This is a genomic window from Millisia brevis NBRC 105863, from assembly GCF_001552615.1.
In the GTDB taxonomy this organism is placed as follows: Bacteria; Actinomycetota; Actinomycetes; order Mycobacteriales; family Mycobacteriaceae; genus Millisia; species Millisia brevis.
Window position 1 is genome coordinate 1 of record NZ_BCRN01000015.1, and the last position, 22,653, is coordinate 22,653.

Genomic DNA, 22,653 nt, shown 5'->3' on the forward strand with positions numbered 1-22,653 from the left:
CCGGATGGGAGCCACGGCCCGGGGTGCGGCCCGGGCGGGGCCGCCGGGTTCGCGGGCACCCCGTTGCCGGCGGGGTGGCGCAGCGCTGCCGCGGCCGCGGCGGCCAGTTCCCCGCAGCTGCCGAAGCGCCGATTCGGGTCCTTCGCCATCGCCCGGGCGATCACGTCGTCCATCGCCGGCGGTAGACCCGGCCGCAGCAGGGAGACCCGCGGCGGCGGCTCGAACAGGTGCGCGTGGATGGTCGCGGCCGTCGAACGCCCGGCGAACGGCGGGGCGCCGGTCAGCAGGTGCGCGAGCGTGCAGCCGAGCGCGTAGACGTCGACCCGATGGTCGAGGGGGCCGTTGTCGAACTGCTCGGGTGCGGCGTAGGCGAGCGTCGCCGGGGTCGCTCCGGTCGACGTCGCGCCGCCGGCCTCGTCGAGGGTTCGGGCGATACCGAAGTCGGCCACCCGCACGTCGTCGGAGCCGTCGTCGCGGGTACCGACCAGGATGTTCGCCGGTTTCACGTCGCGGTGCAGCAGGTGGCGGCGATGCGCCGCGTCCAGGCCGCGGGCGGCGCCGTCGATGATGCCGACCGCCCGCTCGATCGGGATGCCGCCGGGGCTGCGGCCGACCAGCTCCGCGGCGTCGATCCCGTCGACGTAGCGCATGGCGATCCACAGCCGATCACCCTCGATACCGCAGTCGTAGACCGACACGATGTGCGGATGTTCCAGGCGGGCGGCGAGGGCGGCCTCGCGCTGGAAGCGGGCGCGGAACTGCGGATCCTCGGCGAGGTCGGCGGCGAGCACCTTCAGCGCGTCGCGGCGCGGCAGGCGGGGATGTTCGGCGAGGTAGACCGTGCCCATTCCGCCGACACCGACCCGGCGCAGGATGCGGTAGCCGGCGAAGACGTCCCCCGGTTCCAGCGGCACCCGAGCCTCCTCCACTCCGGGGCAAGATACCGCAACCACCGACCGCCGGCGGTGTCGAAAGGTGCCGCTCAGCTCGCTTCGAAGCGCATGTCGACGTCGCCGATCGAGATGACGTCGCCGTCGCTGAGGAAGGCGCGCGCTCGGACCGGGGTGTCGTTGAGCAGGGTGCCGTTGGTCGAGTCGAGGTCCTGCAGGGTCACCCCGAAGCGGCCGACGAAGATCTCGGCGTGATACCGGCTCGCCCGGGGGTCGTCGAGCATCAGTTCGTTGTCCGGCATGCGGCCGATCCGCACCCGCTCGTCGCCGATGGTCAACGCGCGGCCGTCGTCGACCAGCAGCCGCCCGCGCCGCGGTCCGGAGACGCCGTCGACCACCGTGGTCGAGAACGCCGCGATCGACCCGGACTCCGACGCCGGCGTCGCGGCCGGCGGGCCGACCACGACCAGCGGCCCGGTCGACGCGACCGGTTCGCCGCGCAGCACCGTCAGTTCCAACTCGGCCAGCCGGCGGCTCGGTTCGATACCGAGTTCGTCGGCGAGGACCGCCCGCAGCCGCGCGCAGGCCGCCAACGCATCGGCCTGGCGGCCGACCACGTACAGCGCGGTGACCAGCTGCGCCCAGAGCGGTTCGTTCAACGGCTGCTCGGCGGTGAGCGCCACCAGCTCGCCGACGATGCTCGCCGCCCGCCCGCAGGCGATGTCGGCTTCGATCCGGGCGATCAGCGTCTGTCCGCGTTCCTCGTCCAGGGCGGCGGCCGCCTCGTCGGCGAACCGCAGGCCGCGCAGGTCGGCGAGGGCGTCGCCGGACCACTGCCCCAACGCGTCCCGGAAGATCTCCGCGGCCCGCTCGTGGTTGCCGCCGCGGACCTCGGCGACGGCGTCCCGGCGCAGGCGGTCGAAGCGGGTGCGGTCGATCGATCCGGCGGGCAGCTCGAGGCTGTACCCCGGCGCGACCGTGCGCAGGACCGCGGGCGCGTCGAGACCGGTGGCGCGCAGCTTCTTGCGCAGGTTGAACACCAGGACCTGCAGGCTGCCGACCTCGTCGGCGGGCGGTTCTCCGTCCCACAGCGCGTCGGCGAGCGTGCCGGCCGAGACCGCCCGGCCGGGCTGCATGGCCAGGACGGCCAGCAGGGCGCGCACCTTGGGGCCGCCCACGGCGAGGGGTTGCCCGTCGACGAGCAGCTGAACGGGGCCGAGGATGCGGAGATCGACGTCCGGTGTGGTCACGACACGACGGTCAGAACCGCGGATGCTCGCCGACCAGTTCGGCGCCCGGGACCTCCGACGAACCGGCGCGCCGGATATTGCCGACCACCCAGCACGCGACGTGCCGCGCGGTGAGGATCGCCAGGACCCGATCGACGTCCTCCGGGGCGACGACGGCAACCATGCCGACGCCCATATTGAAGGCGCGTTCCATCTCCTCGCGATCGACGCGGCCACGCTGGGCGATCATCGAGAAGACCGGCGCCGGGCTCCACGTACCGCGATCGAGTTCGGCGTGCAGGCCCTCGGGCAGAACCCGGCTGAGATTGGCGGCCAGGCCACCGCCGGTGACGTGGCAGAAGGTGCGCACATCGGCGTCGGCGATCAACGCCAAACAGTCCTTGGCGTAGATGCGGGTGGGCTCGAGCAGTTCCTCGCCGAGGGTGCGGCCGAACTCCTCGACATGCCCGGTCAACGACATGTGGCCGAGGTCGAGCAGCACCTTGCGGGCCAGCGAGTACCCGTTGGAGTGCAGGCCGGACGAGCCCATCGCGACGATGACGTCGCCGGGGCGTACCCGGTCGGGGCCGAGCACCTCGTCGGCTTCGACGACACCGACGCCGGTCCCGGACACGTCGTAGTCGTTCGGCCCCATCAGCCCGGGGTGTTCGGCGGTCTCCCCGCCGAGTAGTGCGCATCCGGCGAGCACGCAGCCGTCGGCGATGCCCTCGACCAGCTGGGCCTCACGCTCGGGCACCACCTTGCCGACGACGATGTAGTCCTGCAGGAAGAGCGGCTCGGCGCCGCAGACCACCAGGTCGTCGACCACCATGGCGACCAGGTCGCGGCCGATCGTGTCGTGCTTGTCGAGCGCCTGGGCGATCGCCACCTTGGTGCCGACGCCGTCGGTGGACGACGCCAGGACCGGTTCGCGGTACTTGTCGCGCAGCGCGAACAGTCCGGCGAATCCGCCGAGACCGCCGAGGACTTCCGGGCGCTTGGTGCGGGCGGCGTGCGGGCCGTACAGCCCGACGGCGCGTTCACCCTCTTCGATACTGACGCCTGCCGACGCGTAGGTGGCCCCACCGCCGGGGACCAGATCCGACTCGTTGCTGTGGTCGGTCATCCGTACATATCTCCGCTTCTACGCCCGCGTCCCCGCTTGTGACTTCCCAACCGTACCCGACCCCGATCGTGCGGCCATCGCCCCGAGGGGTCGGCTCCGGTCACCCGGCGGGATCGACACGATCGACATCGGGGGCCGGTCGGTCCGGCGCCCGAGGGGGTCGGATCAGGGTCGACTCAGCGCATCGACGTTGTCGTCGGTGGTGGCCGGCTGCCCGGCGGGGGTGTTGCCGAACAGTCCCTCGAGCAGGTTCTTGCCCATGTGGTGCTGCTCGGCGAGTTCGATCGGGTATTCGCCGTCGAAGCAGGCGCGGCAGAGCCGGGAGGCCGGCTGCTCGGACGCGGCGACCATGCCGTCGACCGAGACATAACCGAGGGTGTCGGCGCCGATCGCCCGCCGCACCGACTCGACCATGTCGACGCCGCCGCCGGAGGCGTTGGCGATCAGCTCGGCCGGCGAGGCGAAGTCGATACCGTAGAAACAGGGCCAGCGCACCGGCGGCGAGGCGATCCGCACGTGCACCTCGACCGCGCCGGCTTCGCGCAGCATCCGAATCAGGGCTCGCTGGGTATTGCCGCGCACGATCGAATCATCCACGACCACAAGGCGCTTGCCGCGGATAACTTCGCGCAACGGGTTGAGCTTGAGCCGGATACCCAGCTGACGGATCGTCTGGGACGGCTGAATGAAGGTGCGCCCGACGTAGGCGTTCTTCATCAGGCCCTGACCATAGGGAATCCCGGATCCGGTGGCGTATCCGATCGCGGCGGGCGTACCCGATTCCGGGACCGGGATGACCAGGTCGCCGTCGGCGGGATGCTCGATGGCCAGGCGCCGACCGATCTCCACCCGCGTCGCGTGCACCGAGCGGCCGGCGATGGTGGAGTCGGGGCGGGCGAGGTAGACGTACTCGAAGACGCAGCCCTTGGGCTCCGGCGGGGCGAAGCGCGAGGAGCGCACCCCGTCGGCGTCGATGGCCAGCAGTTCGCCGGGTTCGATCTCGCGGACGAAGGCGGCGCCGACGATGTCGAGGGCCGCGGTCTCGGAGGCGACCACCCAGCCGCGTTCGAGCCGGCCGAGGCACAGCGGGCGCACGCCGTAGGGGTCGCGCGCCGCGTAGAGGGTGTTCTCGTCCATGAAGGTCAGGCAGAAGGCGCCGCGGACGGTCGGCAACAGTTCCATCGCGGCCTGCTCGATCGAACAATCGGCGGCACCGTGCGCCAACAGGATCGCCAGGATGTCGGAGTCGGAGGAGGCATCGGACAGGACGCTGCCGGCCTTGGCCTCGCGGGCCCGCTCGGCGAGTTCGGCGGTGTTGACCAGGTTGCCGTTGTGCCCGAGGGCGACGCTGCTGCCCGCCTTGGTGGTCTGGAAGATCGGCTGGGCGTTCTCCCAGGTGGTCGATCCGGTGGTCGAGTAGCGGCAATGCCCGATCGCGACATGGCCGGGCATGGCCGCGAGGGTCTGCTCATCGAAAACCTGGCTGACCAGGCCGAGGTCCTTGAACACCAGGACCTTCTTGCCGTCGGCCACCGCGACGCCCGCGGCTTCCTGGCCGCGGTGCTGCAGGGCGTAGAGGCCGTAGTAGGTCATCTTGGCGACGTCTTCGCCTGGAGCCCAGACGCCGAATACGCCGCACTCCTCCCGAGGTTCCCGTTCTTCGGCTTCGGGCTGCCGTTGGTGATCTCCGGGCTGCGCGGGGGATGCGGATTCGGTTGTGGACACGCGAGAGCTCCCTGAGGGCCGGTTTTGGGATGCTCATCCAGTCTAGGGCCGATCGGCACGCGATGCCATCGCCGCAGGGGATCGAACCCCCGTGTTACGGGCCGATTACCTCACAATCGCACCAACGGCAGGTAACCGGCGATATCCCCCGCGCGTGAACCCGAGGCGTCGACTCGGCCGTCCCGGACTGCGGTTTCGAAGGCGACGTAACCGGCGGCCAACAGCAACCACGTGCGCGGATCGGTCTCGACGACGTTCGGCGGGGTACCGCGGGTATGGCGCGGTCCGGCGATGCACTGGACCGCGACGAAGGGCGGGACCCGCACCTCGACACTGTGTCCGGGGGCGATCTGCGCGAGGGTGCGCACGCTCATCCGGACCGCCGCCGCCAGGGCGCCGCGCTCCGGTGCGGCGGATTCGTCGTCCAACCAGGGCGCCACCGCGGCTACCGCGTCGCGAAGTTCCTGCGGGTCGACCGCTTTCTGTGCCGGCACAGGCGTAGACGGTACGCCGACGGGGCGAAGTGACAATTGCCGCGGTTCGCAATGCCGCCCATACACGCCGGTAACGATCACTCGATTAACTATCGACTGACAGATATTTGGCTGACGCCCTCCGGGAGGCCACCGTGTCCACCGATCGACCGACGATCCCCACCACCGATGCCGCTCCCACCGATCCGGGCGGCCAGGGCTCGCCCCTTGCCGTCGAGTCCGGCGGCGCGGAACGCATCTCCCTCGATGAACGCCACGGCCGACCCGCCCAGCTGTTGTTGACGTGGTCGTCGCCCAACCTCGAATTCGCGACGATCTTCGTCGGGGCGCTCGGCGTGCTCTACTTCGGCCTCGACTTCTGGCAGGCCGCGGCCGCCATCCTCGTCGGCAACGGTCTCGCCGCCCTGGCCCACGGCTTGTTGTCGGCACTGGGCCCGAAAACCGGCCTGTCCCAGATGATGATCGGACGGCGCGCCTTCGGCGCCGTCGGCAACCTGCTGCCGGCCGGACTCAACGCGACGGTCGCCGGGATGGGCTGGTTCGCCGTCAACAGCGTCAGCGGTGCCCTGGCCCTGTCCGGACTGACCGGCCTCGACACGCTGACCTGCCTGCTGATCACCGGCGTGATCACCTGTGGCATAGCGTTTCTCGGCCACAATGTCATCCACCTGTTCGAGACGATCGCCTTTCCGTTCCTCCTGGTGATCTTCCTGATCGGCGGTGCGGTCGTCTTCGCCGCCGCCGACCCCGGTGCGCCGGCCGAGCCCCTGCCGGGCGCCTTCTGGATCGCGATGGCCGCCTCGTTCGGGTACACGGCCGGGTGGACTCCGCTGGCCGCCGACTACACCCGCTACCTGCGTCCGGACCAGGCACGATCGGCCGGCTACTTCGCCGCGGCGGGCAACTTCCTGTCCTCCACCTTGCTGCAACTCGCGGGGGCCGCCGCCGTCACCGCCGTCGGGGTGGCCGCCTGGGACCATGCCTCCCCCACCGATTCCTACGCCGGACTGCTGCCCGGATGGCTCGGAACGCTGACGCTGCTCGGCATCTGCCTCGGCGCGATCTCCGCCAACGCGATCAACCTCTATTCGAGTTCGCTGTCGTTCGCGGCCCTCGGCATCAACCTGCCCACCCGCTTCCTGCGCGCGACGCTGGCGGTGATCGTCGCTGTGGTGGGCATCACGATCGCGGCGGTGGGACTCGACCACATCGACTCGTTCCAGAACTTCCTGCTGGTCACCGCGTACTGGATCGGCCCGTGGCTCGGTGTGATCCTCGCCGATCAACTGACCTGCCGTCACAGCTCCGATCCGGCGCACTACTCGTCCTCGCGCTACCGCAACCCGTCCGGACCGGTGGCGATGCTGCTCGGCGCCGGGATATCGATCTGGCTGTTCTCGAACCAGACCCTCTACGTGGGACCGATCCCCGCGCACTGGCCGCAGATCGGTGACCTGACCTTCCTGGTCGGCTTCGCCATCGCGTTCATCGCGGCGGTCGGGCTGCACCGCTGGTGGGGGCACCCGACGTCCGAGCCCACCGAGCCGGCCGCGTCATGACGGCGATGCGGTGGTACGCCCTGCAATTGGCTACCGAGTTCGTGCCGAAGTCGCTGTCGATCCCGGGCGGTGGACCACGGGTGCTCACCGAGCCGGTCTTCGGCGTGCTCGTCGAGACCTCCGAGGGACCGATCCTGCTGGACACCGGATTGGGGCGCCGCTCGCTCGACAACCCCGACCTGCTCACGGCGATCTACGGGGCCGATCAGCACCCGACCGGTCCGCCCGGTGAACCGCTCGCACATGCCTTGCAGGAGGTGGACATCGCGATCGAGGACATCGCGTTGGCGGTGATCAGCCACCTGCACCTCGACCACACCGGCGGGATTCCCGCCCTTGCCGCCGCCGGTGTCCCGATCGCCATCCAGAGCGCGGAGCTCGCGTTCGGCAAGGAGCAGGCGGCCGCCGGAACCGAGGTGGACGTCGCGTTCCAGCGCGAGGACTACCTCGGTCACGACATCGACTGGCGGCTCCTCGACGGGATGGAGACGATCGCCCCGGGGGTGACGGTGTTGCCCACCCCCGGCCATACCCCGGGCCACCAGTCGTTCCAGGTGGATCTGCCCGGGACCGGTACCTGGATCTTTGCCGCCGACGCCGCCGATCTGGCCGCCAACCTGCACGAATCCACACGATGCGGCAGTTGCGCGGCGCCGGGTGACGAGAAGCGGGCCGACGAATCCACCCGCCTGCTGCTCGATCGGGCCGAGCGGTTCGACGCCCGACTGATGCCCGGTCACGATCCGATCGTCTGGCGGGCCGCCTGGCATCCACCGGGAGGACATCGCTGAGCGGTCACGGTCGACATCCGGCCGCACGCCGGATGTCGCCACCGGTCATATGCCGCGTATCAGTGTGAACCCCACACCTGCAAGAGCTTCAGCATCAGCGCGAACGGGGCGGAGCTGTCGCCGACCCGGTCGACGGTCCCGGCCAGGTGCACGTCGCGCGCGGGGCAGGAGAACAGCCAGCTGCCGGTCACCCCGGAATGGCCGATCAGCCGCAGCGGGCGCGCTCCCCCGGACATCACCGGTGGCGCGGTGAACACCATCGTGCCGAGGCCGTAGGTCAGGATCGGGATATTGCGCAGCCGATGGGTGCGGTCGGTGAGCAGCCCGACGGTCTCGGCGCCGCGGAAGAGCCGACCGGCGACCAGGGCGCGCTCGAAGACGAGCAGGTCATCGGTGGTGGAGACCAGGTCGTTGCTCGACGCCACCATGCCCGGCAGATCGACGCGGCCGGCGGGCCCGTAGATGTCGGTGGGCGCCGGATCGGACGCCGTCGCGGCGCGCGGGAGGTAGGTGCCGGCCAGATCGAGCGGTTCGGCGATGCGCTCGGCGAGCAGCTGCGCGAAGGTCCGGCCGGTAACGGTTTCCAGGATGCGGATCAGCAGTTGGAAGCCGGTATCGCTGTAGCGCGCCTTCGGCCGGGAGGCGGTGAGGTCCTGCGGCGGGAAGTGCGGATGTTGCCGGTCGCGGGTGACCGCGAGCAGCTCCCGGTAGGTCCAGCTCGAATCGCGGCCGGCGACCAGGTCCTTCTCGAGATCGGTTCCGTCGGTGCGCTTGTCGAAGAAGTCGGGCAGCCCGGAGGTGTGACCGGCGAGGTGGTGCACGGTGATCTCGCCGGTGCGGTCCACGCCGCGCAGCACGTGCAGCCCGGCGAGGTCCTCGGCGGGCAGATACCGGTCGATCGGCGCGGCGAGCTCGATCTCGCCGCGCTCGCAGGCCTGCAGGACCAGCGTGATCACGAACCGCTTGGTGACGCTCGCGATGAAGAACGACGCCGTCGGGTCGAGCGGGACGTCGGCGACCGCGGCCGACCAGCGGCGTGCGCCCGCGCCGTCCACCATGTGGACCATCGCCCGCCGCCGGCCGCCGCGTTCGACGTACCTCTCGAGGACCCGGGTCAACCGTCCGTCGAGTTTCGGGGACACGGTGTTCCCGAGGTGGTGTCGGGTCACGGTCGGCGCGGTCACCGGTTCCTCCGTCCGGGTCGATCGGGTGGGGCGGCTCGCCTCGGGGTGGAATGGCAGCCGAGCGGGCCCGCCCGCCAGTCAAGACCGTCGAGGTGTCGGCGGGGTGTCCCGTCGGTGATCGCCACCGGAACCCGGTGCACCGCGGGCGGTGTCGCCCACCGGACCGGCGGCGGAGGGCCCGCGACTACGGCCGGTACTCGAAGACGACCGCCCGGCTCGCGACGTCCGCCTCGATCAGGGTGACCGGGATCTGTTCGCCCAACGGCAGGGTCGCGCCGTCGGCGGCCACCGCGCGCGCCCGGATGGCGTCGTCGGGGATCACCACCGCACCGCGATCCACCTCCGCCGCGGCGGCCCCGTCCGTGCCGCCGTCCTTCGCGGCGCCCTTCCCGGTGCCGTTGCGGCCGGCCTTGGCGGCGGCCCGCTCGACGATCACGCCCTCGAAGCGCTCCCCCAGCCGATCGGCGAGGGTGAACGCCTCGATCAGGTCGACCCCGCCGCGCTCGTAGGAGCCGGCCTTGGCGCCGGCGCGGGCCATCGCCTTCGGCAGCGCGGGCAGCCCCTCGCGCACCCACGCGGGGACCTCGGTGCCGGCGGTGGCGGCGACCGCGATCTCCAGGCCGAAGCGGTCGACCAGGCGTCGCAGCGGGGCGGTGACGTGCGCGTACTCGGCGGCGATCGCGCTGTGCCGGGCATTGTCGGGGGCGCCGTCGACGAAGTCGGTGTACCCGGCGCCGCGGAAGAGCCCGGTCGCCTCCTGCGCGAAGGCGGAGTGGGCCGGGTTGGCGGTGTCGAGGGTGCGCACGAACCGGCCGTAGGGCTGGTCGGCGGGCCAGTCGAGGTGCAGAGCGGCGGCGACCGCGCGCAACCGTTCGAGGTCGGCGGTGCGCGCCGGTTCGAGGGTGCGGAAGATGCCGACGCCGATCTGCCGCATCAGTCGCGCGGCGGCGATGCCCGTGAGCAGCGAGATCTGGGCGTTGTGGTCCTCGACCGGCAGGGTGGAGCGGAAGGTCAGGACGTAGTGGTCGCGATCGTCGACGTTGACCTCCTGCTCGGGGATCTCCAGGGAGGCGCCGCCGCGGTCGAGTTGCCGGTCGGTGCGCAGGTCCCCGATCACCGGGAGCAGTTCGAGCATCGCACCGGCGCGGCCGGCGTCGAGGTCCGCCTGGACGGCGGGATAGTTCAGCTGTGCACGGGAGCGCACCAGGGAGCGGCGGGCGGCGACGTCGGTGATCTCGCCGCCGGCATCGAGGCCGATCGACCAGACGATCGCGGCGCGGTCTCGGTCGGGCAGCAGGCTCGCGGCGTCCTCGGACAGCACCGGCGGGTGCAGCCCGAAGCGACCGTCCGGGCCGTAGAAGGTCAGGCCGCGTTCACCGCATTCGACCGCCAGCGCGGTGCCGGGCCGCACATAGGCGCCGACGTCGGCGATCGCGTATCGCACCAGGTAGCCGTCACCGCGCCGCGACAGGTGCAGGGCCTGGTCGAGGTCGACCGACCACGGCGGGTCGATGGTGACGAAGTCGATATCGCGGTCGTCGTCGCGCGGGCCGCCGGGCAGGTCGCCCGGTGCGATCGCCGCGACCCGGGTCGCCTCGGCGATCACCGGTTCGGGATAGCCGGTGGGGATGGACAGCTCCGCCCGGAGCCGTTCGAACTCCGGCGAGAGTGCCCGTACCGGCACCCCGACCCCTGCGCGCAATGACCGTCGGATCACCCGCCCACGGTACCGAGCGGGGTTGTCGCCGCCTCGGCATCCTCCTCGGGATCGGCGTCGGAACGGCCACGGGAACGTTCCGCGAGCAGAACCGCAACGGCCCCACCGAGATTGATCGACGCGTGCAGCACCATCGGCACGACGACGCTGCCGGTGCGGGCCCGCACCAGGTCGAACATGACCCCGGCGGCGGTGGTCGCCGCTACCACCGCGGCGACCGGTTCGCCGGTGGTGTGCGCGAGGCGGGCGTGCCAGATCCCGAACGCGGCGGCGGAGATCGCCGGCCGATCCAGGGCGTGCAGGACCGAGCGGAAGAACAACTCCTCGGAGATCGCGGTGCCGACCGGGATGCGCCAGGCGAGCCACTCCGCCGGATGGATCAGATCGTCGGGCAGCCGGACGTGGTCCTCGGCGCGCCGGGCGGCGATCGCCGAGGCGACCCACAGCGGAGCGGGGGCCAGCGCGGCGATCGCCGACGCGCGGGCCACGCTCGGCGACCACACCAGGCCCAGCTCGCGGGCGGAGAAGCGGCGACGGGCGAGCGCCACGGTCGCGACGGCGGCGGCGACGTTGGCCGCCGCGCGCCGGCGGGCGGGCACCAGCGGCAGCACGTACGAATTCCAGGCGATCATGCCGGCGGCGCTCGCCGCGGCCACCGCGGTGTTCTGCAGGGCGCTGGTCTCGCGGGGGGTCATCTCTCGGTCCTCGTTCCCATCGGCGGCAGCCTATCGGCAGCGTTGTTCACCGGGTGGGCAGGACCTGTCCGATTGCCGAGCAGCGGCATATCGGGGACACCTGGAAGCATGGCAACGTGAACGAGCCGATCGCAGTACCGACCTCAGCCGCCCCGGCCGTCGACGGGTGGACGCCGAAATTGGTGGCCCTCGACATCGACGGCACCCTGTTGATCCCCGATTTCGCGACGGGTATCTCCGCCGATCACGTCAGTCCCGCCGTGCAGTCGGCGATCGACGCGATCGTCGCCGCCGGGGTGCCCATCGTGCTGGCGAGCGGCCGCTCGCCGATGTCGATGACGCGGGTGGCGGACCTGATCGGCCTGACCGCGCCGGGGATTCCGCGGCTGCACATCGTGTCCTCCAACGGAGCGGTCGTCGTGCGGTACCCGCCGATGGAACTGATCCACGAGCGGACCTTCGATGCGAGCGCGGCGGTGCGCCTGGTCATGGAACATCGGCCCGGAGTCGCGGTGGCCGTCGAGCAGCACGGCGTGGGCTTCCGGGTCAATCGGCACTTCCCGCCGGGCGAACTCGACGGCGACATCACCGTCACCGATCTCGACGAGTTGATCGGCGATCACGTCAGCCGGGTGATCATCCGCGACCCCGACGCCACCAACGACGACTTCGTCGCGCTGGCCCACCGGCTCGGACTGCAGGGCACGAACTACTACATCGGCTACACCGCCTGGCTGGACATCGCCCCGGAGGGGGTCAGCAAGGCGGAGGGGCTGCAGTGGGTGGTCGACCGGATGGGCATCGACGCCGCGGACGTCCTGGCGATCGGCGACGGCAACAACGACATCGAGATGCTGGCCTGGGCCGGCCGCGGGGTCGCCATGGGCCACGCCCCGGCCGACGTGAAAGCCGCGGCCAACGATGTGACCCTGCCGGTCGAGCAGGACGGCGCCGCCGTGGAGCTACGCCGCTGGTTTCCGCGGTAGCCGGGTCGGGCGGCTCACTTCTCCGGACCGTCCCGTTCGGCGAAGAGTTCGACCGTCGCGCGGGCGCGCTCGGTGTCCGCGGCGGTCCAGCCGTCGGGCGCCGCGATCGCCACCCAGCCGTCGAGAACCGCGGTGCCGTAGTTGTGGCCGTGCCCGTCCGGTACGCCGGCGGCGTTGCCCAGGTCGGCGGAGACCTGCCAGAAGGTGACGATCGGGAACCAGCGCATCGACGGCAGCCGGTCGGCGCCGGGCGGTTCGGAGAGCCAGTCGGGCCGGCTGATCAGCAGGTGCGGCGACCACCACACCACCGGATCGGACGGGTGCTGGAGGTAGAGGACCCGGGGTCGCAGCCACGGCGTGGCCGGCTGGTCGATGTTGGCGGCGGAGTTGGCGAACCGCACCACCAGGCCACCGGCGTAGACCGGCGAGACCTCGGTGCTGCCCGGATCGCGCCGGGTCACGTAGGTCTCCCAGATGCGGTTCGAATTGGGCGGGCCGACCCACAGCACCCCGTCGACCTTCTCGCGGATATCGGTCAGATCGGTGAAGGCCCCCTCGCCCGCCGAGGTGCCCAGGCTCTCGCCGTAGACGTAGAGCTTCGGGCGCTGCCCCTCCGGCACGGCCAGCCAGCGCTCGCGCACCGCGTTGATCAGCGTATTTCCCGCTTCGGCGGCGCGATCCCGGTCGACGAGGAAGGAGATCCAGCTCGGCAGGTACGAGTACTGGGAGGCGATGATCGCGGTGTCGCCGTCCAACATCACCTCCGCCGCCCGCGCCGCCGTCGGGTTGACCCAGCCGGTGCCGGTCGTCGGGATGATGATCACCGCCTTGCGCTGCATCGCCCCGGTGCGATCGAGCTCGCGCATCAGCAGATCCATCCGCGCCTCCGGGGTCGGCGCCGACTGCAGACCGACGTAGGCGCGGATCGGTTCGCGGGACGGGCGACCGGACGCGGCGAGCAGTTCGTCCCGGTGCAGGCCGCCGGTGACGAAGTTGCGACCCTCGCGGCCGAGCGTCTGCCACGGGATCAACGAATCCGACGAGCCCGACCGTTCGGGGGCGCTGGGCGGTGCCAGCCCGGCGCGGGTGTCGTCGTTGGCGGTCGAGAAGACCGAGTCGGCCACCGAGATCGCCCCGCGCAGCAGCAGACCCTCGATCAGCAGGTTCGCCAGCGCGATCACGATGATGACGCCCAGCACGTTCGCCACCAGCCGCGGCATCGGGATCCGGCGCCGCAGGCCGTGCGTCACCCAGCGGGTCATATCGCGCAGCAGCCGCCCCGAGGCGATCAGCGCGGCGGAGATCACCCCGCTCAGCGCCGAGATGATCAGGTAGCGGCCGGTGGTCGTGCCCGGCGAGTCGGTCAACGCGGCGAGTTCGCGTTGCCATTTCGCCGACGCCACCAGCATGATCGCGCCGACGATCACCGCGAGGCTCGGGATGGCGATGTAGGCGATCTGCCGCACCCGCGGCGGCGGTGGCCAGCGATGCCAGTTCCGCAGGTAGCGCCGCCACACGAACCACCCGATCAGGGCGCCGACGCCGTACCCGACCGCGCCGCTGATGCCGGCGACCACACCCTGGTAGATCCAGTTGCGGGGCAACAGCGACGGGGTCAGCGACCAGCAGAAGAAGACCGCACCGAAGACGATCCCGGTGAGGTCGAGGCGCAGCATCTCCCACGCCCAGACCACCGCGGGATGGCGATCCCCGATCCGGATGATCGCCTCGACGCCGAGGCGCTGCGGACCGACCGACTGCGACCGCGGCGCCCCCTGGACGGCCATGGGCGCGGCCGTCAGCCGAAGAGGCGAGGCAGAGTCGCCTCGTACACCTCACGCACCTCGGACAGTTCGACGGTGAACTGGTCCTGAACCTCGATCGTCGTGGAGTCCCGATCGGTGACGCCGATCCGCGCGAACGGCAGCCCACGAGCCTCGCAGACCGCAACCCACCGCGGCTCCTCGGAGCGCGGGACCGACACGATCGCCCGGCCCGTCGACTCGGAGAAGAGCGCGACGAAGGGGTCGACCCCCTCCGGAAGCACCACGCGCACACCGCATTCGCCGGCGAGGGCCGCCTCGACGACCGCCTGGGCCAGGCCGCCCTCGGACAGGTCGTGCGCGGCGGTGATCAGACCGTCGCGGCTGCCCGCGGACAGCACGTCGGCCAGCAGCCGCTCACGGTCGAGGTCGACCGCCGGCGGCAGCCCGCCGAGGTGATCGTGGGCGACCTGCGCCCAGGTCGAACCGTCGAACTCGTCGCGGGTCTCGCCGAGCAGGTAGAGCTGCTCCCCCGGTTCGGTACCGAAGCCGGTGGGGATGCGGCGACGGACGTCGTCGATGACGCCCAGGACGCCGACCACCGGCGTCGGCAGGATCGCGGTCGAACCGGTCTGGTTGTAGAACGACACATTGCCGCCGGTCACCGGGATACCGAGGTGCTGGGCGCCGTCGGCCAGGCCGCGGACCGCCTCACGGAACTGCCACATCACGCCCGGGTCCTCGGGGGAACCGAAGTTGAGGCAGTTGGTGACGGCGACCGGCGTCGCGCCGGTGACCGCGACATTGCGGTAGGCCTCGGCCAACGCCAGCTGGGCGCCGCGGTACGGGTCGAGCAGGGTGTAGCGCCCGGACGCGTCGGTGGAGATCGCGACACCGCGGCCGGTCTGCTCGTCGATGCGGATCATCCCGGCGTCCGCGTGTTCGGCGAGCACCGTGTTGCCGCGCACGTAGCGGTCGTACTGCTCGACGACGAAGCGGCGGCTGCACAGGTGCTCGCTGCCGATCATGGTCAGCAGGGTCTCGCGCAGTCCGGCGCCGTCGGTGGGCCGGGCGAGCGAGGCGGAGCTATCCGCCTGCAGCGCGTCCTGGGTCGCGGGCCGCTCGACCGGGCGCTCGTAGACCGGGCCGTCGTGGGCGACGGTGCGCGGCGGCACGTCGACCACGGTCTCGCCGTACCAGTCGATCACCAGGTGGTCGCCGTCGGTGACCTCACCGATCACGGTGGCGATGGTCTCCCAGCGCGAGCAGACCTCGAGGAAGGCCTCGACGTTCTCCGGGGTGACCACCGCGCACATGCGCTCCTGCGATTCGCTCGACAGGACCTCGGCCGGGGTCATATTCGCCGCACGCTGCGGCACCTTCTCCAACTCGATGTGCATACCGCCCGAGCCGGCGGAGGCCAGTTCGGACGTCGCGCAGGACAGCCCGGCACCGCCGAGGTCCTGGATGCCGACCACCAGATCGCGCTGGTAGAGCTCGAGGCAGCACTCGATGAGCACCTTCTCGGTGAACGGGTCGCCGACCTGCACCGAGGGCAGCTTGCGCCGGCCACCGCCGTTGTCGTCGCCGCCGAAGGTGTCCGAGGCCAGCACCGAGACGCCGCCGATGCCGTCGAGGCCGGTGCGCGCACCGAACAGGATGATCTTGTTGCCGACGCCGGAGGCGAAGGCCAGCTTGAGGTCCTCGACCCGCAGCGCGCCGACGCAGAGGGCGTTGACCAGCGGGTTGCCCGCGTAGGAGCGGTCGAAGATCGTCTCGCCGCCGATATTGGGCAGGCCGAGACTGTTGCCGTAGCCACCGACACCCTTGACCACGCCGTCGAAGACGCGGTGGGTATCGGGAGCGTCGGCCGGGCCGAAGCGCAGCTGGTCCATCACCGCGATCGGGCGGGCGCCCATCGCCATGATGTCGCGCACGATGCCGCCGACGCCGGTGGCCGCACCCTGATAGGGCTCGACATAGGACGGGTGGTTGTGGCTCTCCACCTTGAAGGTGACCGCCCAGCCGTCCCCGATGTCGACCACACCGGCGTTCTCGCCGATGCCCGCGAGCATCGAGGCACGCATCTCATCGGTGGTGGTCTCCCCGAAGTAGCGCAGATGCACCTTCGAGGACTTGTAGGAGCAGTGCTCGCTCCACATCACCGAGTACATCGCCAGCTCGGCGTCGGTCGGACGACGGCCGAGGATCTGCTTGATCCTGGCGTATTCGTCGTCCTTGAGACCCAGCTGCTTATACGGCTGGGCCTGATCGCTCGTCTCGGCGGCTCGGCTGACGGTGTCGACGTTTGCCACGGTCCGAGCTTAGTTGCCGCCTCCGACGGAAGGCATGCCGGTCTCCGGCCGGCCGCCGTACCGACCTCCGGACGAAGCGGCCGCCGCCGGTCGACCGGTCGCCGCGAACCGCCCGAACCGGCAGGGCGCCGTCCCTACCGGCGGATTCGGACATGCCCGCATACAAAACGTGACCATTCCGTACCCGTCCGGTGATAATGACCCCGGAATTGGGGGAAGGGGCCCGCATGACCGGGGGAACGGGGACCAACGCCGCGGAGGGGCCGGCCGAGCAGCACGGCGGCCGGGGACGCCGCGCCGGCACCGACGATCGCGATGGCGGCCGGTGGGTGTACGCGGCGATCGCCACGATCGCCGCGGCGCTGCTGTCGATGGCCGCGCTGTCGCTGTGCGCGTGGCTGGCCGGCTGGGACGGCTTCTTCGTCGCCGCGGCCCAACCCTTCGCCACCGTGATCGCCGGTCTGTCGATCCTCGGCGCCGGCACCCTGGCGTTGCACAACGGCGAGCGCCGCCGGCGGTCCGAGGAGGCGCAGCGCTCCGTCGAGGCGCAGCGCTGGCAGACCGAGCAGGCCGCCGCCCGCGAGGACGCGCTGCGGCTTCGGCGCGAGGCGGACCGTCTGCACACCCGCGAAACCGTGCGGGAACTGCGCACCCGGTTCGGAGCGGCGACCGCCCAACTGGCCAACCCGCACCCGACCGTCCGCCAGTCCGGGGCCTACGCGGTGGCGGCGCTCGCCGACGACTGGCACGCCTTCGGCAACGATCGGGAGCGCCAGGTCTGTATCGACGTGCTCACCGGGTACCTCAGGAATCCCAATACCGACCATCACCCGGAGACCGCGGACCGGCCCGCCGATCCCGGCCTGGACGGACCGGTTCGCGAGACGATCATCCGCCTGATCGTCGAGCACCGGACCGCCGCGGATGCCGACATCAGCTGGGCCCGCGCGCATACCGACCTCGCGGGGGCGGACCTGCGCGGCGTGGCCCTGACGCGGTGCGAGATGCCGGGGATCAACCTGGCGGCGGCCGACCTGACCGGCGCCCGCCTGTCCGGGGCGAACCTGGCCGGGGCGCAGCTATCCGGAACCGTCCTGACCGGCGCGGATCTGATCGGCGCCCACCTCTCCGGGGCCCGGCTGCGCGGCTGCACGCTGGTGCGGGCCGACCTGCTCGAAGCCGACCTGTCGGCCGCGGATCTGTCGTTGTGCGATCTGACCGACGCCGTTCTGACCGGCGCGACGCTCACCGATGCCCGACTGGCCGGCGCGACGCTGGTCGGCGCCACCCTCTTCGGTGCCGATCTGAGCCGAGCGGACCTCCAACGCGCCGACGTGACGCGGGCGGGTGCCGGTGCGGCGAATCTGCAGGAGGCGGACCTGACCGAGGCGAAGCTGCTGCGGGCCAACTTCTTCCACGCCAACCTCGCGGGCGCCCGGCTGGTGCGCGCCAACCTCGAGCACGTCAACCTCGAACGGGCGGACCTGCGCGGGTCCGATCTGGAGCGGTCCGCGGCGTCCGCCGCGAACCTGACCGGGGCCTTGCTGACCGGCGCGAATCTGACCCGCGCGAATCTCACCCGGGCCCGGTTGGTGCGCGCCGACCTCGAGGAGTCGGTCGGCGCGGGCGCCCAGTTGACCGGCGCGGCGCTCGACGAGGCGAATCTGCGCGGCAGCCGGCTGGCCGAAGCGAACCTCTCCGGCGCGTCGCTGGTCGGCGCCGACCTGGACGATGCGGATCTCTTCCATACCCGATTGGCCGGCAGCGAGCCGGAAGCGGGCGGATTCGCCCACGCCGCGGTGCCGGGCGATGCGGATCTCGGCCGGATCGAGGGGCTGGATCGAGCGCACAATCTGCACCGCGCGGTCCTCAGTTCGGTGCAGAAGATTCTGTTCGCCGAGCAGATCGCCGAGAGTCGCCGGCGCGGCGGGTCCGGCGCGCACGCGCGCATCGAGACCGACGGTACGGAGCCGCCCGCTCACCGGCGCCCGAGCCATCTGCGTGCGGAGCCCGCCGATACCGGGTGGCAGGTGGGCGAGGCGCTGACGCCGGCCTACGACTAGGTCGACGACGTGAGCGTTCCGGCGAGCAGTTGCAGTTCGGCGACCACCTGGTCGAGCGGCTCGATGCTGCGGGTCGACCGGCACATCCCGACGGCGCCCTCGATCGAGGCGATCATCAGATTGGCCAGCGCGGGCGCCCGCACGGCGTCGATGCCCTCGTCGGTGAGGCGCCGGGCGATCAGGTCCCGCCAGCGCACGAAGGTCGCTCCGGCGACATCCGCGGCGGCCGGCTCGACCGTGCGCGCCGTACCGGCGGCCAGGACGGGGCAGCTCCACTCGTAGTCGTTGGCCACCAGCAGAATGCGCCAGATATCGCCGATCCCGGCGATGATGTCCACCATCGAGCCGGATACCGATTCGAGGCGTTGATAGAGAGCGTCGCCGGCAAACTCGACCGCCTCGACGACCAACTGGCTCTTCCCCTCGGGAAAGTGATGGTAGATCGACCCGCGCGGAGCTCCGCTGTGTTCGAGGACCGCACCGAAGGACGTCGCCGCCACCCCGTTGCGGCCGATCAACTCGGCAGCCCCGAGGACCATGCGTTGCCGAGGATGCCCCTGATCCGAAGTCGTGCGCGCCACCGATCCACCCTAGATGCCACCACCTCGAAATGCCGAGGTCGGAAATGCCGCAATATGTATGCCAGAATACATATCCATGACCCTCACGACGCCCGAGAAAGCCGGGAACGACACCACCGCAACGGATCCGAGCGCGATGTCCGGCCTGGAACTCCTGCGTGCCTGGGCCGCGTACGGGGACGGCGACCGGCCGAGCATCGGCCGACTGCTCGGCATGAGCCCGCGCACGATCGACGAGGGGTCGGTGTCCTTCGCGCTGACCCCGCGACCGGATTTCTCCAACCCGCTGGGCACGATGCACGGCGGGATCTGCGCGACGCTGCTCGATTCGGTGACCGGTTGCGCGATCCACACCACGCTGCCCGCCGGTGTCGGCTACACCACCCTGGAATTGAAGATCAACTACATCCGCACGGTCCAGCTGACCGACGGCGAGCTGATCGGTACCGGCACGGTGATCCATCGCGGCCGGCGCACCGCCACCGCCGAGGGACGGGTGCTCAACGCCGCGGGCAAGCTGGTCGCCCACGCCACGACCACCTGCATCATCCTGCCCTGACCAGCGCCGCGGCACCGCTCGACACCGGACCCGACGAACAGCGGCGCCACCGGCCGTGAGCCCGTGGCGCCGCCCTCGCATCGGCGACTGCCGTCAGTTCAGGGTGCCCACCGGGTAGCCGTGGGCGGCAGCGACGGTCTCGCTGAGCAAGCCGCCGTCGTGGGTGGTCAGGCCGGCGGCCAGGGCCGGGTCGGCCGCGATCGCGTCACGCCAGCCCTTGTCGGCCAGGGCGACCACATACGGCAACGTCGCATTGGTCAGCGCCTGGGTCGAGGTGCGCGGGACCGCGCCGGGCATATTCGCCACGCAGTAGAAGACCGAGTCGTGAACGCGGAAGGTCGGCTCGTCGTGGCTGGTGGGACGGGAGTCCTCGAAGCAGCCACCCTGGTCGATCGCGATGTCGACGAGCACCGAGCCGGGCTTCATCCGCGCGACCAGCGCATTGGAGACGAGCTTGGGCGCCTTGGCGCCGGGCACCAGGACCGCGCCGATCACCAGGTCGGCCTCGGTGACCGCGCGCTCGAGTTCGTAGATATTCGACACCAGGGTGCGCACCTGGCCGTGGTAGCGGTTGTCGATCTCGCGCAGCCGCGCGACCGACAGGTCCAGCACGGTGACCTCGGCGTGCATGCCGTGCGCCATCGCGATCGCGTTGCCGCCGGCGACACCCGCGCCGATCACGACGACCTTCGCGGGCGGGACGCCCGGGACGCCGCCCATCAGCACGCCGGCGCCGCCGCCGTTGCGCATCAGGTGGTAGGCGCCGGACTGCGCGGCCAGCCGGCCGGCGACCTCGCTCATCGGGGCGAGCAGCGGCAGCGAGCCGTCGGCGGCGGTCACCGTCTCGTAGGCGATCGAGGTGGTGCCGGAGGCGAGCAGCGCGTCGGTGCAGGCCCGGGAGGCGGCGAGGTGCAGATAGGTGAAGAGCACCTGATCGCGGCGCATCCGGTGATACTCCTCGGCGATCGGCTCCTTGACCTTCAGGATCAGGTCCGCGGCGGCCCAGACGTCGTCCGCGGTGGGGGCGATCTGCGCGCCGGCGGCCTTGTAGTCGGAGTCGGGGAACGACGAGCCGACGCCCGCGCCCGCTTCGACGAGCACCTCGTGGCCGTGTCCGACCAGTTCGTGCGCGCCCGCGGGCGTCATGGCGACGCGGTACTCGTGGTTCTTCAACTCCCGTACGACTCCGATTTTCATCACTGCACCTCGTGGTTGTTTCCGATGATGGAATGGCCGTAGTAAATTCGACCCGTTGGCATCAAGTATGAATAAGATGCGCAAACATGGCAGATTGAATGAAGAACATTCTTACGGAGGCGGCGTTGACGAGCTCATATTCGGAAACTGTCGGCCCACCGGGAGCGCCGTCGAAGGATATTCGGCGATTCGCTCCGCTCGACGCGATCGACACGATCCTGGTCGAGGCCCTCGCCCGCGACGGTCGGATGCCGAACAACGCCCTGGCCACCCTCGCCGGGATCGCCCCGTCGACCTGCCTGGGCCGGGTGCGCTCACTCGTCGAGCGCGGGGTGATCCGCGGATTCCACGCCGATATCGATCCGGCGGCACTCGGCCGCGGTATCGAGGCGATCATCGCGGTGCGCCTGCATTCGCACGCCCGGCGGGATCTGCGCACGATCGGTGATCGCCTCGCCGCCCTCGACGAGGTGCTCGACGTCTACTTCGTCGCCGGCCGCGAGGACTACCTGATCCACCTCGCCACCACCGACCCGCTGACGCTGCGCGACTTCGTCCTCGATCACCTCAGTGCCAACCCGTCGGTTGCCTCGACCGAGACCACGCTGATCTTCGAACACATTCACCCGCGTCGAGTCCGGCGCGACTGATGGACTAGAAACGTCACCGGGACAACGCGTCCACTCGCGGATGTCCACCGGCGGCTCGGGGGGCTCCGGGGCCGATCGCGACATCGCCGTCCGATCGCACGCGACAGCGCGACGTGGGGCGCGATCAGGAGGTATCGGGATGAGGGGTGCGCGCACCGGAGGGGTTCGCGGCGCGCTGCGCGCCGTGACGGCCAGGGGCGCCCTGGTCGCCGCGGCTGCCCTGCTGCTCGCAGGCTGCGACAGCGGCTCGGGGCCCTATACGTTCGAGCCCGATCGGCGGACCGATACCCCCGCACCGATCGAGACCGAGACCCCCGCCGCGGATGCGCCCGAGTCGGCCCTCTGCCCGACCGACACCCCGATCGTCGCCGCGGCGATCGCCGGCGCGGCCCCGGAGGACTCCGGTGTGGTCCTGGCGACCTCCCCGAACTGCGACGGCTTCCGCTGGCTGCTGGTCTCCACCGGCGACACCGGGCCCAACGCCGCCGCGACCGCCCCGCAGGCGCCGCGCCACGTGCTGCTCTTCGACGACGACAGCTACCTCGGGCCCGCCGCATCCGTGCCGACCCCCTATACCGAGGTGATCGGCCAGTCGCCGGACACGATCGTCGTGCGCTACCGGTGGGCGCTGCCCGGCGACACCCCGGACCGGCCGACGGGTGGCCCGGTCGACGTGCGCTACCAGCAGGCCGCGGGCGGGGTCCTCGCCCTCGATCCGGTGCCGACCGCCCCCGCGGACACCGCGGCGGCCGCCGCCGCGGCCGCGGGATGCGCGAACCCGGTCGACGCCGAGGCGGTGGCCGCCGCGATCGCCGTCCTGCCGCCGACCCCCGCCGGTCCGTGGCAGCCGGGTCCGACGATCAACGGATGCCAGGAGTTGGGCTGGGCGGTGGTCAGCGCACCCCCGGCCGGCGGCGCGGTCGCCTCGCACGTGCTGTTCTTCGCGGACGGCCGCTACGTCGGCACCGCTACCAACGATCCGCTGGTCGACCCGGTGGTCGAGGGCAATCCGACCTCGAACACCGTCGAGGTGGCCGTCGACGCCGACGATCCCACCGGCCCGACCACGCTGCGCTACCAGTGGGACGGCGTGCGGTTGCTGACGCTCGACACCGCCGCCGGCTGATCG

19 protein-coding genes are annotated in these 22,653 nt (G+C 71.2%); 7 read left to right on the forward strand and 12 right to left on the reverse strand.

The genetic code is table 11. The annotated features are described in order from the left end of the window. The 5 genes from MB1_RS18835 to MB1_RS18855 all read right to left on the reverse strand — a co-directional run. On the reverse strand, positions 1-914 hold a 914-nt coding region (locus MB1_RS18835), incomplete at its 3' end, for a serine/threonine-protein kinase (RefSeq protein ID WP_245650260.1). 68 nt (positions 915-982) lie between these two features. Then, entirely contained in the window at positions 983-2,140 is a 1,158-nt protein-coding gene (locus tag MB1_RS18840; protein ID WP_066910998.1) for a BTAD domain-containing putative transcriptional regulator, read from the reverse strand. Positions 2,141-2,150: 10 nt separating this feature from the next. Next, positions 2,151-3,245, reverse strand: coding sequence for a phosphoribosylformylglycinamidine cyclo-ligase (gene purM, locus MB1_RS18845; protein ID WP_066911001.1), 1,095 nt, complete (start codon positions 3,243-3,245; stop codon positions 2,151-2,153). 165 nt (positions 3,246-3,410) lie between these two features. Beyond that, positions 3,411-4,970, reverse strand: a complete 1,560-nt coding sequence (gene purF, locus MB1_RS18850; protein ID WP_066911003.1) for an amidophosphoribosyltransferase — start codon at positions 4,968-4,970, stop codon at positions 3,411-3,413. 110 nt (positions 4,971-5,080) lie between these two features. Further along, complete coding sequence (locus tag MB1_RS18855; RefSeq protein WP_066911006.1) at positions 5,081-5,464, reverse strand: sterol carrier family protein; 384 nt, start codon at positions 5,462-5,464, stop codon at positions 5,081-5,083. A 134-nt stretch (positions 5,465-5,598) separates the two neighbouring features. Here MB1_RS18855 and MB1_RS18860 point away from each other — a divergent pair, with 134 nt between their 5' ends. Beyond that, on the forward strand, positions 5,599-7,023 hold the full coding sequence (locus MB1_RS18860) for a purine-cytosine permease family protein (RefSeq protein ID WP_218000276.1): 1,425 nt from the start codon (positions 5,599-5,601) through the stop codon (positions 7,021-7,023). Beyond that, complete coding sequence (locus MB1_RS18865; protein WP_066911010.1) at positions 7,020-7,814, forward strand: N-acyl homoserine lactonase family protein; 795 nt, start codon at positions 7,020-7,022, stop codon at positions 7,812-7,814. Before MB1_RS18860 ends, MB1_RS18865 begins: the two co-directional genes overlap by 4 nt. Positions 7,815-7,873: 59 nt before the next feature. Here MB1_RS18865 and MB1_RS18870 read toward each other — a convergent pair whose 3' ends face one another. From MB1_RS18870 to MB1_RS18880, 3 genes are all read right to left on the reverse strand, one after another. Further along, a complete protein-coding gene (locus MB1_RS18870) occupies positions 7,874-8,998 on the reverse strand; it encodes a serine hydrolase domain-containing protein (protein WP_157084161.1) in 1,125 nt (374 codons plus the stop codon). Positions 8,999-9,182: 184 nt separating this feature from the next. Next, the gene (locus MB1_RS18875; RefSeq protein WP_066911013.1) at positions 9,183-10,715 is read right to left on the reverse strand and encodes an RNB domain-containing ribonuclease; all 1,533 of its coding nucleotides are present in this window, start codon (positions 10,713-10,715) and stop codon (positions 9,183-9,185) included. Beyond that, the gene (locus tag MB1_RS18880) at positions 10,712-11,410 is read right to left on the reverse strand and encodes a CPBP family intramembrane glutamic endopeptidase (protein ID WP_066911016.1); all 699 of its coding nucleotides are present in this window, start codon (positions 11,408-11,410) and stop codon (positions 10,712-10,714) included. Before MB1_RS18880 ends, MB1_RS18875 begins: the two co-directional genes overlap by 4 nt. Before the next feature lie 116 nt (positions 11,411-11,526). Here MB1_RS18880 and MB1_RS18885 point away from each other — a divergent pair, with 116 nt between their 5' ends. Then, complete coding sequence (locus MB1_RS18885) at positions 11,527-12,396, forward strand: HAD family hydrolase (RefSeq protein WP_218000277.1); 870 nt, start codon at positions 11,527-11,529, stop codon at positions 12,394-12,396. Between the two features lie 14 nt (positions 12,397-12,410). Here the strand turns inward: MB1_RS18885 and MB1_RS18890 are convergent, their stop codons facing one another. Further along, positions 12,411-14,183 (reverse strand): alpha/beta hydrolase, encoded by a 1,773-nt coding sequence (locus tag MB1_RS18890; protein WP_066911019.1) that lies wholly within the window; start codon positions 14,181-14,183, stop codon positions 12,411-12,413. Between the two features lie 11 nt (positions 14,184-14,194). After that, positions 14,195-16,474 carry a phosphoribosylformylglycinamidine synthase subunit PurL gene (purL, locus tag MB1_RS18895; RefSeq protein ID WP_066911022.1) on the reverse strand — a complete coding sequence of 760 codons (2,280 nt, stop codon included), beginning with the start codon at positions 16,472-16,474 and terminating at the stop codon, positions 14,195-14,197. Between the two features lie 227 nt (positions 16,475-16,701). On the opposite strand from purL, the gene MB1_RS18900 reads away from it, so the two are divergent. Next, a complete protein-coding gene (locus MB1_RS18900; protein ID WP_066911025.1) occupies positions 16,702-18,537 on the forward strand; it encodes a pentapeptide repeat-containing protein in 1,836 nt (611 codons plus the stop codon). On the opposite strand, the gene MB1_RS18905 is transcribed toward MB1_RS18900, so the two are convergent. Then, entirely contained in the window at positions 18,534-19,076 is a 543-nt protein-coding gene (locus tag MB1_RS18905) for a TetR/AcrR family transcriptional regulator (RefSeq protein ID WP_084352201.1), read from the reverse strand. The genes MB1_RS18900 and MB1_RS18905 overlap by 4 nt on opposite strands. Before the next feature lie 118 nt (positions 19,077-19,194). Here MB1_RS18905 and MB1_RS18910 point away from each other — a divergent pair, with 118 nt between their 5' ends. Further along, on the forward strand, positions 19,195-19,677 hold the full coding sequence (locus MB1_RS18910) for a PaaI family thioesterase (RefSeq protein ID WP_066911031.1): 483 nt from the start codon (positions 19,195-19,197) through the stop codon (positions 19,675-19,677). 93 nt (positions 19,678-19,770) lie between these two features. Here MB1_RS18910 and ald read toward each other — a convergent pair whose 3' ends face one another. Beyond that, positions 19,771-20,874, reverse strand: a complete 1,104-nt coding sequence (ald, locus tag MB1_RS18915) for an alanine dehydrogenase (RefSeq protein ID WP_066911034.1) — start codon at positions 20,872-20,874, stop codon at positions 19,771-19,773. A 125-nt stretch (positions 20,875-20,999) separates the two neighbouring features. Between ald and MB1_RS18920 the strand changes: the two genes are divergently transcribed. Continuing rightward, positions 21,000-21,524 (forward strand): Lrp/AsnC family transcriptional regulator, encoded by a 525-nt coding sequence (locus tag MB1_RS18920; RefSeq protein WP_500778535.1) that lies wholly within the window; start codon positions 21,000-21,002, stop codon positions 21,522-21,524. Positions 21,525-21,663: 139 nt separating this feature from the next. Beyond that, the gene (locus MB1_RS18925) at positions 21,664-22,650 is read left to right on the forward strand and encodes an LppP/LprE family lipoprotein (protein WP_169801701.1); all 987 of its coding nucleotides are present in this window, start codon (positions 21,664-21,666) and stop codon (positions 22,648-22,650) included. The last annotated feature ends 3 nt before the right edge of the window (positions 22,651-22,653 follow it).